Source organism: Asticcacaulis biprosthecium C19 (genome assembly GCF_000204015.1).
Taxonomy (GTDB): domain Bacteria; phylum Pseudomonadota; class Alphaproteobacteria; order Caulobacterales; family Caulobacteraceae; genus Asticcacaulis; species Asticcacaulis biprosthecius.
The window spans coordinates 315,954-331,152 of record NZ_GL883079.1 but is presented as its reverse complement, the minus strand read 5'-3'; the positions used below and the strand labels follow the sequence as shown (position 1 = coordinate 331,152).

Below are 15,199 nucleotides of genomic sequence, written 5' to 3'. Positions count from 1 at the left end.
GCGCGCAACACCGGCCGCGACCTGCCAAGGTCAGTTGCGAATGCGGAAGGTCAGGCCATAGGTCCGCGGTGCCCCCTCGATGAAGGTCGGGATGCCGACCCCATCGCCCGTATTGCCGGCGTCCTTCAGGTAGTTTTTGTCGGTGGCGTTGTCGATGAACAACTCCAGCTTCCAACGCGCGTTGTCCGGCGCATAGCCGACACGCAGATTCAGCAGGCCATAGGCCTCCTGGACCTCGTCCTGCTTCGCGTCGTTCAGATCGTTGTCGTCATCGAAAAATATTTCCGACTGCCAGCTGTAGGTTGGGGTGACCGTCCAGACGGCGCCATGGGCGTTACGAACGAAGTGCGCGCCCAGCGAAACCTTGTGGTCCGGATTGAGGCGGAAGCTGTTGTCTTCGTACAACCCATTGCCGAAGCGGGCCTGGCTGTAGGCGTAGGTGGCGAACAGGTCGAAGCCCGGACGCGCCCTGAAGCGGGTCTGGGTTTCCAGGCCATAGGCATTGGCCTCACCAGCGCTTCGTTCCTCGAACGTCGTAGGTCCGGTCTGCACGGTGGTGCGGAAGTTCTGGTAGTCGTAATTGTAGATGGCGCTGTCCCAGATGAGGCGGCCGTCCATCAGCCGCGACTTGACCCCGAACTCGACGCTGTCGACGGTTTCCGCCGCGGCTTCGGTGAACTTCGGTGTACCGCCGGGCAAGGATGGAGCGCTGCCGGAGAAGGTCTTGGGTTGGCGACCGGTGGCGAATGACAGGTAGGTCGAGACGTTGGAGTTGAATTCATAGCGACCGACCAGGCGCCAGGTGACACCGTCATCCTCGAACGTCTTGTCGATGCGTCCTGCGGTCGGCTGAACCGTCAGACCTAGCGGCAGGGCCAGGGCGCCGCCGAACTGGGCCTGGAAATAAGCCTGCTGTTGCAATGCGGTCGGCGGGACGCCGTTCGTTTGATAGAACTGCGTCGCCCAGGCGGTCGTGGCGGCATTGGCGGCCTGAAGGGCAGCCAGACCAGAGTGGTCGGAGACTTCAGAGCTGTAACCGCTGGTCTTGTCGTCCTGGGTATAACGAACCCCGGCGCTCAATTCGAATTTCGGCGTGAAACGGTAGGTCAGGTCGGCATAGACATCGGCCGAGCTTGTGTCGCCAAAGTTGGTATAGGCCTCGCGGTGATTGGACTTCAAGAAGCTGACGAAGGGGGCGTAGGATGTCGCGCCAAGCCCGGCGCGGATCTGTGCGCTGGTCGCCGGGTGCGCCGGATTGAGAAGGTTGTTGAGCAGGGCAAGGTAACCCAGTTCGTCGATCTGAAGCGGAACGTGCTGCGAGCCGTGCTCGTCGAAATAGCTGGCACCGGCAAACCACGACAGGCGATCACCGTCATAGTTCAGGCGGATCTCCTGCGACGCCTGACTCGCCTTGGCGTCCTCAGCCGCGGTCAGAAGGCCCAGGGAGAAGCCATCGGCGTCGAAGACTTCGCTCGAATTGAATCGGCGCACCGCCGTGGTAGAGGTCAGGCTGTAGGCCGGCGACAACTGATAGCTCATCAGCAGGGTCGTGCCCTCGACCGTGCGGTCCAGACCCAACTCGCGGCCGCCCTTGAAGCCGTCGGTAGCGACCAGGGCCGCGCCTGTGAAGGGGCTGGTATCGCCCAGGACCTGGCCGGTCGTCGGGTCGGTTGGAACAAAGGTGCCCGACTTGAAGCCGGTGCCGCTGTTGCCGTCCTGCTGGAAATTGTAGATCAGATCGAGGTTGAACGCCTCGGTCGGCTGCCAATTGAACGAGATACGCGCGGCATCGGTGTCCAGGCTGTTGAAATCTTCGCCGTCCAGCAGGTTCTCGGTATAGCCGTCGCGGGACTTGCTGCGGCCAGCGACCCGCACGGCTGCGGTATCGCCGAGCGGCACGTTGATCATGGCGTCGAGTTGACGGTAGTCAAGGCTGCCCAGGCTGAGTGCTGCGCTGGCGTCGAAGGCCACCGGATTCGCCTTGGCCTGGATGACATTGACCGCCCCAATCAAGGCGCCGCGGCCAAACAACGTCGATTGCGGTCCCTTGGCGACTTCAACCCGGTTCAGGTCGAACAGCTCGACATAGGAGCCTCGCGACCGCGAGATCGACACGCCATCCTGGAAGACTGAGACGCGGGTTTCGCCAACGGAGTCACCCGAGTCCGACGTGATACCACGGATGACGAAGCCGGGATTGTTCGGCGACTGGTCCTGAACCTCGAAGCCCGGCACGAAGCGCGACAGCTGGGCGAAGTCGTTGATGCCAACCTCATCCATGAAGCTTTGCGATAGGGCGGTCACCGCTACCGGCACCTTGAACTGCGCCTGACTGCGCTTCTGGGTGGTGATGATCACTTCGATCGGTTGCTCTTCGGCCACCGAAACTTGGGCGGCGTCCTGAGCCTGGACGGAAGTGGCGGCAGCGACGGCGACCAGGCTGGCGGCGGCCATCAGCCACGGACGGAAGGCGGAAACATGCATGATCTTACCCCATGGAACAGGACGTGCCTTACGCGCACGTCATCCCGATCAGGGCTAGGCTTGCCTCATGACAGCTTGATTGCAGAGATGTGAAGCCTCGGTGTCAACCGGCATATGGCGGCCGGCTGTGTCTCGCGGGTTACTCCGCCGCTGCCGGCTTGATGGTAACACTTTCGCCGCAGCCACAGGCGTCGGTTTCGTTCGGATTCCTGAACACGAACTTCGACGCCAGTTTAGTTGTCTCGTAATCGATGACCGTGCCGACCAGATACAGCACCGCCTTTGGATCGATCAGCACGGTGACACCCTTGTCGCTCACCACCTCGTCCAACGGTCCGATGGCGTCGGCATAGGACAGGACATATTCCTGCCCGGCGCAACCGCCCTGCTTCACGCCAACCCGCAGGCCGGCATAGCTATTGTCGGCACGCGCCATGATCGCCTTAACCTGATCAGCCGCGGCATCGGTTAAGGTGACAACGGCCGGGCGCGGACGGCGGGGACGCGGCGCAATGTTGGGGATGATGTCCATGATCAAAACATGTTCAGTTGCAGCTTGGCTTCATCGCTCATGCGCGACGAGTCCCAAGGCGGTTCGAAGACCAGATTGACCTCGGCCGAGGCAACACCCTTGACGCCGGTGATCGCCTGCTCGACCCAGCCTGGCATTTCGCCTGCCACCGGGCAGCCCGGCGCCGTCAAGGTCATGTCGACCACGACATGGCGATCGTCGGAAACATCGACGCGGTAGATCAGCCCCAGTTCGTAGATGTCGACCGGAATTTCCGGATCGAACACCGATTTGAAGGCGGTGATCAGCTCATCGGTCAGCCGTTCCAGCTCGGCCTGTTCCAGAGCCTGCGGTTGATTGGCCCCCATATCGAAGAGGCTAAACAGGTCCTGGGTCGGGGTTGCGTCGTCACTCATACGAAAATCGCTTTCAGGCGAAGAAGGATTGGGCCTTCTCGACAGCTTCGGCCAGCGTGTCGATCTCGGCTTGGGTATTATATAGGGCGATGGAGGCGCGAACGGTAGAGGTCACGCCCAAACGGGTCATCAACGGCTCGGCGCAGTGGGTGCCGGCGCGCACAGCGACATTGTAACGGTCCAGGATCTGCGCCACGTCGTGGGCATGGGCCTGGCCCAGCGAAAAGGTCAGGATCGAGCCCTTCCCCGGCGCCGTGCCATGGACGCGCAGACTATTGATCTGGGTCAGGCGATCATAGGCACGCTGATAAAGGGCGTGTTCATGGGCCTCGACCTCGGCGCGGTCGAACTGGTTCAGCCAGTCGATGGCGGCTTTCAGGCCGATGACCTCCAGGATAGCGGGCGTACCGGCTTCGAAGCGGTGCGGCGGTTCGTTCCAGGTGATCTCTTCTTTTGTAACACGGCCGATCATCTCGCCGCCGCCTTGCCATGGCGGCATGTCATGCAGCAGTTCGGACTTGGCGTACAGCACGCCCAGCCCGGTGGGGCCGTACAGCTTGTGCGCCGAGAAAACATAGAAGTCGGCATCGATCGCCTTGACGTCGACCTTGAGGTGGACAACGCCCTGGGCGCCATCGATGACCACTTTCGCGCCGACCGCATGGGCCTTGGTGGCGATCTCGGTGACCGGATTGATGGTCCCCAGCACGTTCGACATGTGGGTGACGGCAACGATCTTGACCTTGGGCGACAACATGGCATCAAACGCGACCATATCCAGACTGCCGTCATCCAGCATCGGCACATAGCGCAGTACAGCGCCACGGCGCTTCGCCAACATGTACCAGGGCACGATGTTGGCGTGGTGCTCCATCTCAGTCGTCAGGATCTCGTCGCCGGCCTGCAGCCGATCGCCCCAGCTATTGGCTACCAGGTTGACGGCTTCGGTCGCGGATTTGGTAAAAACGATCTCATTCGTTTCCCCGCCGATGAAACTCGCCACGGTCTCGCGGCCGGCCTCATAGGCGTCGGTGACCTCATTGGCCATACGGTACAGGCCGCGGTGCACATTGGCATAGGAATGGCGCATGGCGTGCGACATGGCCTCGATGACCGCTTCCGGCTTCTGGGCCGAGGCGCCGCTATCAAGATAGACCAGCGGCTTGTTGTTGATCTCGCGGCTTAGGATTGGGAAATCTGCCCGGGCCTTTTCGACATCAAACGGCATGATAGTCCTCCGCTTCATGTTCCAGGAAATCTAGCACGACCGATTTCAGCACCTCATCCGGAATGGCATCGGCCACCGGCATGACAAAAGCGTGGGTTAGCAGGCCGCGCGCCGTGGCTTCATCCATGCCGCGCGATTGGCAGAAGAACATCGCCTCCTCGTCCAGCGCACCGATGGTGTTGCCATGAGCGCATTGGACGTCGTCGGCGTAGATTTCCAGTTCCGGCTTGGCGCGGATATGGGCGCCATCGTTCAGGATCAGCGCCTGGTGCCGCATACGGGCGTCCGTTCCGTCGGCGCCGCGCTCGACCAGGATGCGGCCTTGAAAGACCGCGGTCGCCTGATCCTTGACCAGACCGCGGATGGTCTGGCTGGTCACACCGTCGATCTCACCATGGGTAACGCGCGTGGTCAGATCGAAATGCGCCTTGCCTTTCAGCAGGTAGGCGCCATCCAGGACGACGTCGGCGCCATGACCGGCGTGGTTCAGATGCGTCTCGAAGCGCGAAAATTGTGCACCCGCCGAAAAAACCGCCTGATGCACCTTGGCGCCCGGCCTTGTATCAATCGTTGATCGACGTATCGACAGGGCAGTAAGCGGTTCATCCAAAACAACAATTCTGATGAATCCACTGTTTTGTCCCAGGCTTATCCCCAGCTCGGTATGGGCGGCATAGGCGCCCTGCCCTTCGTAAGTCTCGAACACGGTCAGGCTTTGATCGTCAGCGACATGTAAAACGGCGCGGCCCTGATGGCCAACAACCGGGCCGGTGACGCCTTCGTCCAGATGGCGAATCCACAACTTGCCGTTCGACGTCGCAACCGCTTCGTTCAGCCCGTCATAATCGCCATTCCGCACCGTAAAAACGGCAAAATCCTGCACCGCAAAGCGTGATACCGGATCAACATTGACGATTTTGTCTTTCTGGGGAATTTCACGCAGCGCCCGCGACAGGTCACTATACTTCCATTCCTCGACCCGGCGGTTCGGGTAGGATGAAACATCGAACAGGTCGAGCGGCATCAATTGCGTCACGCAGCAACTCCCAGATATTCGTCATATCCGCGCGCTTCCAGTTCCAACGCCAGTTCCGGACCGCCCGACTTAACGATGCGGCCGGCGACCAGGACGTGGACCTGGTCTGGCTTGATATGATCCAGCAGGCGCTGATAATGGGTGATGACCAACATGCCGCGCTCGGGCGACCGAAGGGCATTGACGCCGTCGGAAACAACCTTCAGCGCATCGATATCGAGGCCGGAATCGGTTTCATCCAGAATCAGGAATTTCGGCTCCAGCATGGCCATCTGCAGCACTTCCATGCGCTTCTTCTCGCCGCCGGAAAAGCCGACATTGAGCGGCCGCTTCAACATATCCATGTCGATTTTCAGCGACTTGGCAACCTCACGGACGCGACGCAGGAAATCCGGCGCAGAGACTTCGTCCTCGCCACGGAGTTTCTTTTGTGCATTCAGAGCGGTGCGAAGGAAAGTTAAAGCTGGAACGCCGGGAATTTCGAGCGGATATTGGAACGACAGATAGAGGCCCGCCGCGGCACGCTCATGGACATCCTTGTCGAGCAGGTCCTCACCGTTGAAGGTGGCCGTACCGCCGGTCACGGCATAGTTGGGCCGTCCGGCCAGGGCATAGCCCAGGGTCGACTTGCCGGCACCGTTCGGCCCCATGATGGCATGGACCTCGCCGTTGGGCACGGTCAGGCTCAAGCCCTTCAGGATGGTCTTGGTGTCTACGGAGACGGTGAGGTTGGAAATCGATAGTGCGGTCACTTGCGGCCTATAAGTCGGGAGAAGAATCCACCTTTGGGAGGTTGCGGCCTCGGCGGTTCGGGATTGGGTGGCGGCGGCTGTCGTCGAGAAGCGCGGGCGGCATCTCTTTCGACTAGTACCTTAAGCGAGGATATTGCGTCAGTTAGGTAGGCTGACGCTTTGCCTGGTTGTTGAACGCCGTCATCAGGATACCAATAGGCCGCACCGAAGATGTCAACCAAGGCTCGCAAGTAGATAGTAGCCGCCATGCCTTCGAGCGAATTTCCACCCGTAATCGTGACGGCAGCAAAGGGCCAAGTTCCGGATGCCTCTGAAGGCAAACCCTCGACTCCGCTTGTCTGAACAAAATAGGCTTCAAAGCCAGAATCTGCGCCGTCCAGCTTGACCGGCAAATAACCCTTATGGATGCAAAGATCGACAGGCTCGGTGATTTGGAAATCGTAGCCAAGTTCCTGTGCGCGATTCGAAACTTCAGATGCTTTTGGCAGTCGTTCTTCGTTCAGGAGGGCATATTGTTCGACGGACATTACCCAACACTCCCCTCGAGGCTGATGGCGACCAGTTTCTGAGCCTCAACGGCGAATTCCATGGGCAGTTCCTGCAGCACGTCGCGGACGAAGCCGTTGACCAGCAAGGCCACCGCCTCTTCCTGCGACAGGCCGCGCTGCATGGCGTAGAACAACTGGTCCTCGCTCAGCCGCGTCGTCGTCGCCTCGTGTTCGAACTGGGCCTTGGCTGTATCCGACTCGACATAGGGGACGGTATGCGCGGCGCAGGTCTTGCCGATCAGCAAGCTGTCGCATTGGGTAAAGTTGCGCGCACCCGTTGCCTTGGCATGGGCCGAGACCAGGCCGCGATAGGTATTGGATGACCGGCCGGCCGATACGCCCTTGGAGATGATGCGCGACCGGGTGTTCTTGCCCAGATGAATCATCTTGGTGCCGGTATCGGCCTGTTGCGCGCCATTGGTGACGGCGATCGAGTAGAACTCACCGACGCTGTCATCGCCGCGAAGGATGCAGGACGGGTATTTCCAGGTGACGGCCGATCCCGTCTCGACCTGAGTCCACGACACTTTCGAGCGGGCGCCACGGCAATCGGCGCGCTTGGTGACGAAGTTGTAGATACCGCCCTTGCCCTCGGCGTCGCCGGGGTACCAGTTCTGCACCGTCGAATATTTGATATTGGCATCGTCCAGAGCGATCAATTCGACAACGGCGGCGTGGAGCTGGTTTTCGTCGCGCTGCGGCGCCGTGCAGCCCTCCAGGTAGGAGACATAGGCGCCCTTGTCGGCGATGATCAGGGTGCGTTCGAACTGGCCGGTGTTTTCGGCATTGATGCGGAAATAGGTCGACAGCTCCATCGGGCAACGGACGCCCGGCGGAACATAGACGAACGACCCGTCGGAAAATACGGCGGCGTTTAGAGCGGCGAAATAGTTGTCGGACACCGGCACGACCGTGCCAAGATATTGCCGCACCAGTTCAGGATGTTCGCGCAAGGCCTCGGAAATAGAGCAGAAAATGACGCCGTACTTTTTCAATTCATCCTTGAAGGTGGTGATGACCGAAACCGAATCGAAGACGGCATCAACGGCGTATTTTGGCGCGCCCTCGACTCCGGCCAGGACCATCTGCTCCCTCAAGGGAATGCCAAGCTTTTCATAGGTCTTGAGGATTTCCGGATCGATCTCGTCCAGCGACTTCGGACCCACCTTCTTCTTCGGCGCGGCGTAGTAATACAGATCCTGGTAATTGACCCGGGTGTAGTTGACCTTGGCCCAGTCAGGCTCTTCCATGGTCAGCCAGCGCTCGAACGCCGCCAGACGCAGTTCCAGCATCCACTCCGGCTCATTCTTCTTGGCCGAAATGAAGCGCACGATGTCGGCGTTCAACCCCTTGGGGGCGAACTCCATTTCGATATCGGTAACGAAGCCATGCTCATAGGTTTCGAGCTTGGCGACCGTATCGATGGTTTCCTTGACCGCGGCCATTACGCCATTTCCTTTGCGTGACGCTTTAAATACACTTCATAACCTTTTGACCAGACGTCATAAAAACGTTGCCAATCTTCTGCCTGTGTCGTCCATCCGGCCGACACGCGTAACACCTTGTCAGCGAGATCGGGACGGCCCATTGCCGTGACAACCCGGCTCGTCTTCACCTTGCCGGATGAACAGGCCGAGCCCGACGAGACGCAGATCCCGGCCATATCCATATGGATCAATTGCAGGTTCGACGCCCACTGCGGCTGCGCCAGGCACAGAACACCCGGCACTCGCGGCGCATCGCCACCAACAATCACAACCCCCAGGACCTGCAAAGCCGCCTCGACCTGCACTTGGGCGCGGCTTACGTCCTCACACACCGGCTGGCAAGCCTTTATGGCCGCCGCAAAGCCCGCAATTCCAGGCACATTCTCGGTACCGGCACGCAGGCCTAATTCCTGTCCGCCGCCTATGGTGCGCGGCTTCAAAACCCGGTCGCGATCGTAAACCAAGGCGCCGACGCCCTGCCCGCCACCGATTTTATGCGCACTGATGGCTAAGGAATCGGCGCCAAGCGCTTGAAAATCCACAACCATCTTGCCCAGTGCCTGGACAGAATCGACATGCAGCCAACCGCCACGGGCATGGACCACCTCAGCCACAGAAGCGATGTCATTGATCACGCCGGTTTCGTTGTTGGCCAACATGACGGCGACAAACGGCCGGCCGTCACGCGCAAGCAAGTCTTGCAAAGCGGCCACATCGACCTGGCCCGCCTTCGTCAGCGGCGCCACGACCGCGTCTGTCACGGCACCATAAACACTATCGTGCTCACCGGCCGACACCACGACATAGTCGAACCCGGTTGCCTGCCACAGAGCCAGGGCATTGGCTTCGGTACCGCCCGAGGTGAACACCAACCCGGCGCCGATCCCGCCGACCGCGCTCAACACATCCGACCGCGCATCCTCCAGCATCACCTTAGCCTTGCGGCCGGCGGCATGGATCGACGATGCATTGCCGCCCATATCCGACGCGCGCTGAAACGCCTCGCGCGCCTCAGGGCGCAGCGGCGACGCCGCAGCATGGTCGAGATAGAGTGTCATCAAGCCTCCAGAAACGCCGGCGAACGCATAGAGTCCGGCGCGGTGATCTGCACCTTCTTACGGGTACGTTTACGCACGACGTCTTCGAGTGAGACCTGTGACAAATAGTCATGGATGGCCACGCCCAGGTCTTCCCACAGATTGTGCGTCAAACAGCGCTGGCCGCCCGGCATGCAGCCGATTTCGCGCGCAGCCTCATCCTTGCCCAGGCGCTTGTTGGCGCCCAGCTTGTTCGACGTCAGTTCACACCGCGTTGCCTTGATTGGCTCATCGACCGCCAGGACGATTTCCGAGACAAACAGCCGTTCAGCGCCGCGCGACAGGGAATAACCGCCGCCGGGACCGCGCGCGCTCTTGACCAGCCCGGCCTTGCGCAGGCGGGCGAACAGTTGTTCGAGATAGGACAGCGAAATCTGTTGCCGTTCCGAGATTTCCGACAGCGAAATTGGCCGGCCAGCCTGGCCGTTCAAAGCCAGGTCGGTCATGGCCATAACGGCATAACGTCCCTTGGTGGATAAGCGCATCAGCGACCTTCGCGGAATTCTTGTAAAAACCTGCGCAAAGACAAATCTTTGTGCTAAGAGGCGCGGCAAGGGCGCGCCATCCGACCTGACTGTGACCTTAATAATTCCGAGTAAAACAGTCAAGTATTATGGTGTGCACTGCAGAATTTTTTGATTTTACAAGGTGATTGCATGCCTGAAGTCATCCTGGCGGGAGCCGCTGGACGCATTGAAGCCCGCTACAGCGCCGGCAAGACGGAAAACGCACCGATCGCCCTGATTCTGCATCCGCACCCCAAGGCGGGCGGCCATATGAACAATCCGGTCACGGTACAATTGTTCCATCTGTTCATGACGCGCGGCTTCTCGGTCCTGCGCTTCAACTTCCGCGGCGTGCAAAAGTCCCAGGGCGACTTCGATTCCGGCATCGGCGAACTGGCTGACGCCGCGACCGCGCTGGACTGGCTGCAGGCCAAGAACCCGACGGCGGCGCAATTCTGGGTCGCCGGTTACGACTTTGGCGCCTATATCGGCATGCAACTTTTGATGCGCCGGCCGGAAACCGACGGCTTCATCTCCGTGTCGCCGCCGACCAATGCCTATGATTTCAGCTTCCTGGCGCCCTGCCCGGCCTCGGGCATGTTCCTGCACGGCGGTAATGACAGCATCGTACCGACCTCTGAAGTCGACCGAGTCGTCGCCAAACTGCGGACTCAGAAGGGCATCACCATCGACCACGAAGTTGTGCAGGATGCGAACCATTTCTGGACGGAGCAACTGAGCGAGGTCGAACGCCACGTCGGTGCCTATCTGGACCGCCGCCTGTCCGGCCACGCCGAATAAGGGTGGCTCGGCGCCTGTTCTTTCTGCCGGGAGTCGGCGGCAACCCGAACTTCTGGCGGCCTTTGGGCGACCTCCTGCCGCCCGATTGGGACAAGACGTATTTCGGCTGGCCGGGCCTGGGCGCCAATCCGCCTGATCCGGCGGTCAATGCCTATTACGACCTTGTCGGTCTGGTCGAAGCCAAACTCGGCGACGAACCGGTCGACATGCTGGCGCAATCCATGGGTGGCGCCATCGGCCTGACGGTTGCTCTACGCCACCCCGAGAACGTGCGCCGGCTGGTGCTGGCGGTGACGGCCGGCGGTATGGACATCTCGGCAATGGGCGCCGCCGACTGGCGCCCGGACTACCGCCGCGAATTCCCGCAGGTGGCCGATTGGGTGATCGACCAAAGGCTGGACGTTTCGAACCAGCTCCACGATATCCACCACCAGACCTTGTTGATCTGAGGCGACAACGACCCGATCAGTCCACTCGCCGTTGGCCAACATTTTCAAAGCCATCTGCCGAACGCAAGCCTCTTGGTCGTGCCCGGCAGTGAACATGATCTGATTCACGTGCGTCCATATGAAGTTGCCGATGCGATCTATCGCCATTTAAGCCTTGAGACTTAGGCTCATTTTCCACGGCAACGAACAAGTTGACTGTTCAAGTCTCCGGATAAAGCCAACACACTGTCTTCCGTAGACAAGAACATGTCGACAGCGATCTGTCCGGTGTCACCGGCGTCACGGTAAGTCCCTTCGACCTTAACATAACCAGGTGCGACGTCGGTCACCTGCGCCACCTTGATCTGCAACTCGTAGAAACTCAGCGCGTTTGGCGTGATGGTCAGACCATGCGTATCTTCGTTTGGGTCGTTGCAGGTAGCCTGACTTTGACTCCAATTTCCGTGGAAAGCCGTCGGAATAGCGTCGGCAAACGCCGCGACGGGCGCGAATGACGCCACAAAAGTTGTCGTCCAGATTAAAGACCGCATAACCCATCCCCCTCAATAGCCGACATTGCGAACGCAGCAGAGTATAGCGGTGATTCAATTCACACCGTAGACCAAAAACTGCTCAAACTTACCGTCCTTGGTGACATAGACGCTCAAGCGCAAATCCTTGCCATTCTCCATGCGGATACGATAGCTGCGCGATTCCATCCCTCCACGGTTGCTCGACCTAGCCAGGGTGAATTGCACAGGCGCGCCCATGGCGCCCAGATTTTCGCGATGGTCTGCCAGGGCCTGCTCGCTGAGGAAGTCGTTGAAATTGTCGGTGAAGGCCGAACGGTCCGCCTCGCCCTTTTGCAAAGCCTCAAACGCCGCCAGGACCTTGGCGTCGACGCCCTGCTGCGGCAGAAGAATGTAAGCAATGCGGTCGGCGATATCGCTGTGCGCCGAACCGGTCATGGTGTTGGTCAACACCACGATCGCCAGGCCGTCCTCGAGATAGATGCGGTTTTCGGTCAGATACCCCGCCCCCTCGCCGCCATGATTGACCAGGGTCCGGCCATTGCTCTTGGCGACGAACCATCCCATGGCGTAGCCAGTATCCTTGCCGTTGTTCAGCTTGACCGTCTGGATCTGGATGTCATGACCAGCCGGCGACAACAACGACCGGCGGATCAGGGTCAGGTCCCACTTGGCAACGTCCTCCGCCGTCAGAGCCAGTGGCCACGAAGCGTAGGGCCAGCCGCGGCCGGCTTTCGGCGTCAAACGGTTCGGACCCATCCCCTGGCGCTGATAACCCAGCGCGTCAGGTGCTTTCAGGTCAACCGCCGAAGCATCAAGGCCGTCGGTAATTCCGGCCGGCTTGAAAATGCGTTCCTCGATGAACCTGTACAGAGGCTTGCCGGAAACCTTTTCGACGATCTGGCCGGCAACGACAAAACCGGTGTTGGAATATTGCCAGTCCTCGCCCGGCTGATAGTCAAGCGGCGCCTTGGCGAACTGGTCCATGATGGCGCGCGGCGTGGTCTGGCCCTGGACCGATGGCATGACATAATCCTGCGGCCAGTAGTCTGAATAGCCCGACGTGTGGCTCAGCAGTTGACGGATCGTAATGTCGCCGGCCTGAGTGAGTTCCGGGAACCACTTGGCAACCTTGTCTTCCATCGACAGTTTGCCCTCATCGACCAGCAACATCACGGCTGCCGCGGTGAAGGCCTTCGAGACCGATGCGATCTGATAGCGTGATGCCGTTGTCGCCGGCACATCCGGGCCGATCTGCGCCACGCCGTAGGCCTTGGAGAAGGCGATCTTGCCCTTCTCGACGACCGCAACCTGGGCTGAAGGCGTCTGGTTGGCAGCCATGGCCTGCTGTACCACCAGGTCGATCCGGGCCGATTGCTCCGGCGTAACCGCCATAGCGGATCCCGAAGCCACCAGCAGCGCCAAGACTGCCCCCATACCCAAAAACGACTTGCCGGCCATCGAGCCCTCCCGAAAACGTATCTGTCGTGACTAACACGGCGGGCGGACGGCTCCAAGTCGGATCGGGATTACAAATCTGTCACGGACATCGGACGCGAACACCGCCCACGCCGCCATCAATCGTTAGGGTTTTGCCGCTATCGCCCAATTCCATGCGCAGCGTTCTTTGCCACTGCTCCCCCTCGCCCGACATGGCGGCCACGGCGGTAATGTCGGTCGGGCTGGCCATCGTCACGCTTTGCACAGAGCCGCTGCTTTCGTAAAACTCCAGTTCCTTCGGCTTAATAACCAGCTTCATGTCACTCGTGGAAGCGCAAGCGGCGGTGCTGGCGTCCCAGCGACCGGTAAAGGCGTCAGGAATACCATCGCCGGTCGCAACCGGGGTCATGACAGACGCGGCCGGAGCTTGGCTTGCCACGTCGGAAGAAGCCGTCGACACGGTTTCTACTCCGGGCGTGCAGGCGGCCAGACCCAACAAGACAAACGGAAAGTACTTCATAAGGGATCTCCTTCACGGTAGTTTCCGATCTGTGGCGTAAGAAAGCGATATGATCGCCGTCATGCTTAGGCGACCGACTGGCTGCGCCCTCGCGGTGAAGAGATCACACCACCCGTCAGAGGTTCAGGCGCCGATGTCGTGCCCGGGAAGGAAATGGGCAATCCACGCAGGGACCGCGCCGCCATATAGGCAAAGGCCTCGGCCTCAACGGCACCGCCCCGCCAGCCGAGATCCTCAGCCAGTACGACTCGCGCCGGCGAAAGCGCCGAGGCAATGCCGCGCACCAAGTGAGCGTTGTGGCGCCCGCCACCCGCCAGGACGACCGTCTTGGGCTTGGCGCCGACCTGGTCGATACCGGCCATCAGACTCTGAAGAGTAAAGGCCGAAAGGGTCGCCATACCATCCTCGATCGGCATGCCCTGGACCCGTTCCAAGGTGAAATCGTAGCGGTCCAGCGACTTGGGCGCGGACGCGGCAAAATAAGGATGGCCCAGATAGGCCGCGACGACATCGGCATCAACAGCCCCGGATGCGGCCAGTTGGCCCTCGTGGTCGTAGTCGCCGCGGCCGTGCTGGCGCATCCACTGGTCCATCAGCCCGTTCGCTGGACCCGTGTCCAGTGCCGTCAGGTTAAGATCCTCATCGATCAGCGTAATGTTAGCGACGCCGCCCAGATTGACCACGACCACGGGCAGCCCGAGCCCGGCCTGCTGCACCAAGGCCCTGTGATAGACGGGCGCCAGGGGCGCGCCTTCACCGCCCGCGGCGACGTCGGCCTGACGAAAGTCGCTGACCACGGTCACGCCCGTGGCGTCGGCAAAGGCTTGGCCGTCGAACAACTGAACGGTGCGGCCCTTGCGCCCGGGCTGGGGACGCTCGTGCAGAACCGTCTGGCCATGCACCCCCATCAGGTCGATATCCTTGAAACTCAAGCCATTATGACGCAGGAAATGATCCGCTGCCTCAAGATGAAATCCGACCAGGACCCGGCGGGCTTCTTCGAACACGGCGGGCTCGGCGGCGCCGCGCGGCCACGCCAGGGCGGTACGCACAGCGTTTTCCAGGATGCCGCGCACAGCGGGGGGCATGGCATTTTCCGCCCATGGCCCGAAGGCGGCAATCGACTCGCCATCGCTGTCCAGGATCGCCAAGTCGATCCCGTCCAGCGAGGTCCCTGTCATGAATCCCAACACTTTCATGATTTTCTCCACGCCTTCACTTGACGCCGGACGGTGCTTTCGTCACACACCGTTCTCTCTGTTTCACACCGATATTGCACGCAAATCATGACCGAGCCAAGCTTCAAATCCGAATTCCTGCGCACGCTCCAGTCGCGAGGCTTCATCCATCAGTGCACCGACGCCGAAGCATTGGACGCGCTCGCGGCCAAGGGCATGATCACCGGTTATATCGGC

The 15,199-nt window shown here is 60.5% G+C and carries 16 protein-coding genes and 1 pseudogene; 3 read left to right on the top strand and 14 right to left on the bottom strand.

The window, feature by feature from the left end:
* Positions 1-30: 30 nt before the first annotated feature.
* From ABI_RS16680 to ABI_RS16640, 10 genes are all read right to left on the bottom strand, one after another.
* Positions 31-2,484 (bottom strand): TonB-dependent receptor, encoded by a 2,454-nt coding sequence (locus ABI_RS16680; RefSeq protein WP_006274221.1) that lies wholly within the window; start codon positions 2,482-2,484, stop codon positions 31-33.
* A gap of 139 nt (positions 2,485-2,623) precedes the next feature.
* Positions 2,624-3,016: a HesB/IscA family protein gene (locus tag ABI_RS16675; protein ID WP_006274220.1), complete on the bottom strand. Its 393-nt coding sequence runs from the start codon at positions 3,014-3,016 to the stop codon at positions 2,624-2,626.
* Positions 3,017-3,018: 2 nt separating this feature from the next.
* A complete protein-coding gene (locus ABI_RS16670; protein ID WP_006274219.1) occupies positions 3,019-3,411 on the bottom strand; it encodes an SUF system Fe-S cluster assembly protein in 393 nt (130 codons plus the stop codon).
* A 13-nt stretch (positions 3,412-3,424) separates the two neighbouring features.
* Positions 3,425-4,639, bottom strand: a complete 1,215-nt coding sequence (locus tag ABI_RS16665; RefSeq protein ID WP_006274218.1) for an aminotransferase class V-fold PLP-dependent enzyme — start codon at positions 4,637-4,639, stop codon at positions 3,425-3,427.
* Positions 4,629-5,675 (bottom strand): SufD family Fe-S cluster assembly protein, encoded by a 1,047-nt coding sequence (locus ABI_RS16660; protein WP_006274217.1) that lies wholly within the window; start codon positions 5,673-5,675, stop codon positions 4,629-4,631. Before ABI_RS16660 ends, ABI_RS16665 begins: the two co-directional genes overlap by 11 nt.
* A complete protein-coding gene (gene sufC, locus ABI_RS16655; RefSeq protein WP_006274216.1) occupies positions 5,672-6,427 on the bottom strand; it encodes a Fe-S cluster assembly ATPase SufC in 756 nt (251 codons plus the stop codon). The genes ABI_RS16660 and sufC overlap by 4 nt, the downstream gene beginning before the upstream one ends.
* Complete coding sequence (locus ABI_RS25325; RefSeq protein ID WP_006274215.1) at positions 6,424-6,954, bottom strand: hypothetical protein; 531 nt, start codon at positions 6,952-6,954, stop codon at positions 6,424-6,426. Before ABI_RS25325 ends, sufC begins: the two co-directional genes overlap by 4 nt.
* The gene (sufB, locus tag ABI_RS16650) at positions 6,954-8,420 is read right to left on the bottom strand and encodes a Fe-S cluster assembly protein SufB (protein WP_006274214.1); all 1,467 of its coding nucleotides are present in this window, start codon (positions 8,418-8,420) and stop codon (positions 6,954-6,956) included. The genes ABI_RS25325 and sufB overlap by 1 nt, the downstream gene beginning before the upstream one ends.
* Positions 8,420-9,520 (bottom strand): cysteine desulfurase family protein, encoded by a 1,101-nt coding sequence (locus ABI_RS16645; protein WP_006274213.1) that lies wholly within the window; start codon positions 9,518-9,520, stop codon positions 8,420-8,422. The genes sufB and ABI_RS16645 overlap by 1 nt, the downstream gene beginning before the upstream one ends.
* Positions 9,520-10,044: an Rrf2 family transcriptional regulator gene (locus ABI_RS16640; RefSeq protein ID WP_040309537.1), complete on the bottom strand. Its 525-nt coding sequence runs from the start codon at positions 10,042-10,044 to the stop codon at positions 9,520-9,522. Before ABI_RS16640 ends, ABI_RS16645 begins: the two co-directional genes overlap by 1 nt.
* Before the next feature lie 171 nt (positions 10,045-10,215).
* Between ABI_RS16640 and ABI_RS16635 the strand changes: the two genes are divergently transcribed.
* Together ABI_RS16635 and ABI_RS16630 are read left to right on the top strand one after the other, a co-directional pair.
* On the top strand, positions 10,216-10,866 hold the full coding sequence (locus ABI_RS16635; RefSeq protein WP_006274211.1) for an alpha/beta hydrolase: 651 nt from the start codon (positions 10,216-10,218) through the stop codon (positions 10,864-10,866).
* 2 nt (positions 10,867-10,868) lie between these two features.
* Entirely contained in the window at positions 10,869-11,315 is a 447-nt protein-coding gene (locus ABI_RS16630; RefSeq protein WP_006274210.1) for an alpha/beta fold hydrolase, read from the top strand.
* A 167-nt stretch (positions 11,316-11,482) separates the two neighbouring features.
* On the opposite strand, the gene ABI_RS16625 is transcribed toward ABI_RS16630, so the two are convergent.
* The 4 genes from ABI_RS16625 to ABI_RS16610 form a co-directional block, all read right to left on the bottom strand.
* Positions 11,483-11,845 carry a hypothetical protein gene (locus ABI_RS16625; RefSeq protein ID WP_040309536.1) on the bottom strand — a complete coding sequence of 121 codons (363 nt, stop codon included), beginning with the start codon at positions 11,843-11,845 and terminating at the stop codon, positions 11,483-11,485.
* Between the two features lie 54 nt (positions 11,846-11,899).
* On the bottom strand, positions 11,900-13,285 hold the full coding sequence (locus ABI_RS16620; RefSeq protein WP_006274208.1) for a serine hydrolase domain-containing protein: 1,386 nt from the start codon (positions 13,283-13,285) through the stop codon (positions 11,900-11,902).
* 79 nt (positions 13,286-13,364) lie between these two features.
* The gene (locus ABI_RS23835; protein ID WP_006274207.1) at positions 13,365-13,784 is read right to left on the bottom strand and encodes a hypothetical protein; all 420 of its coding nucleotides are present in this window, start codon (positions 13,782-13,784) and stop codon (positions 13,365-13,367) included.
* A 65-nt stretch (positions 13,785-13,849) separates the two neighbouring features.
* Positions 13,850-14,983, bottom strand: coding sequence for an anhydro-N-acetylmuramic acid kinase (locus tag ABI_RS16610; protein ID WP_006274206.1), 1,134 nt, complete (start codon positions 14,981-14,983; stop codon positions 13,850-13,852).
* Positions 14,984-15,070: 87 nt separating this feature from the next.
* On the opposite strand from ABI_RS16610, the pseudogene ABI_RS26295 reads away from it, so the two are divergent.
* Positions 15,071-15,199: pseudogene (locus ABI_RS26295) on the top strand (tyrosine--tRNA ligase); the annotation flags it as partial.

Bases quoted from the DNA above. Each gene is read 5' to 3' on its own strand.
- ABI_RS16640 (WP_040309537.1), bottom strand. From the start codon at position 10,044: ATGCGCTTATCCACCAAGGGACGTTATGCCGTTATGGCCATGACCGAC.
- ABI_RS16635 (WP_006274211.1), top strand. From the start codon at position 10,216: ATGCCTGAAGTCATCCTGGCGGGAGCCGCTGGACGCATTGAAGCCCGC.
- ABI_RS16620 (WP_006274208.1), bottom strand. From the start codon at position 13,285: ATGGCCGGCAAGTCGTTTTTGGGTATGGGGGCAGTCTTGGCGCTGCTG.
- ABI_RS16670 (WP_006274219.1), bottom strand. From the start codon at position 3,411: ATGAGTGACGACGCAACCCCGACCCAGGACCTGTTTAGCCTCTTCGAT.
- sufB (WP_006274214.1), bottom strand. From the start codon at position 8,420: ATGGCCGCGGTCAAGGAAACCATCGATACGGTCGCCAAGCTCGAAACC.
- ABI_RS25325 (WP_006274215.1), bottom strand. From the start codon at position 6,954: ATGTCCGTCGAACAATATGCCCTCCTGAACGAAGAACGACTGCCAAAA.
- ABI_RS23835 (WP_006274207.1), bottom strand. From the start codon at position 13,784: ATGAAGTACTTTCCGTTTGTCTTGTTGGGTCTGGCCGCCTGCACGCCC.
- ABI_RS16675 (WP_006274220.1), bottom strand. From the start codon at position 3,016: ATGGACATCATCCCCAACATTGCGCCGCGTCCCCGCCGTCCGCGCCCG.
- ABI_RS16625 (WP_040309536.1), bottom strand. From the start codon at position 11,845: ATGCGGTCTTTAATCTGGACGACAACTTTTGTGGCGTCATTCGCGCCC.
- ABI_RS16645 (WP_006274213.1), bottom strand. From the start codon at position 9,520: ATGACACTCTATCTCGACCATGCTGCGGCGTCGCCGCTGCGCCCTGAG.
- ABI_RS16680 (WP_006274221.1), bottom strand. From the start codon at position 2,484: ATGCATGTTTCCGCCTTCCGTCCGTGGCTGATGGCCGCCGCCAGCCTG.
- ABI_RS16610 (WP_006274206.1), bottom strand. From the start codon at position 14,983: ATGAAAGTGTTGGGATTCATGACAGGGACCTCGCTGGACGGGATCGAC.
- ABI_RS16665 (WP_006274218.1), bottom strand. From the start codon at position 4,639: ATGCCGTTTGATGTCGAAAAGGCCCGGGCAGATTTCCCAATCCTAAGC.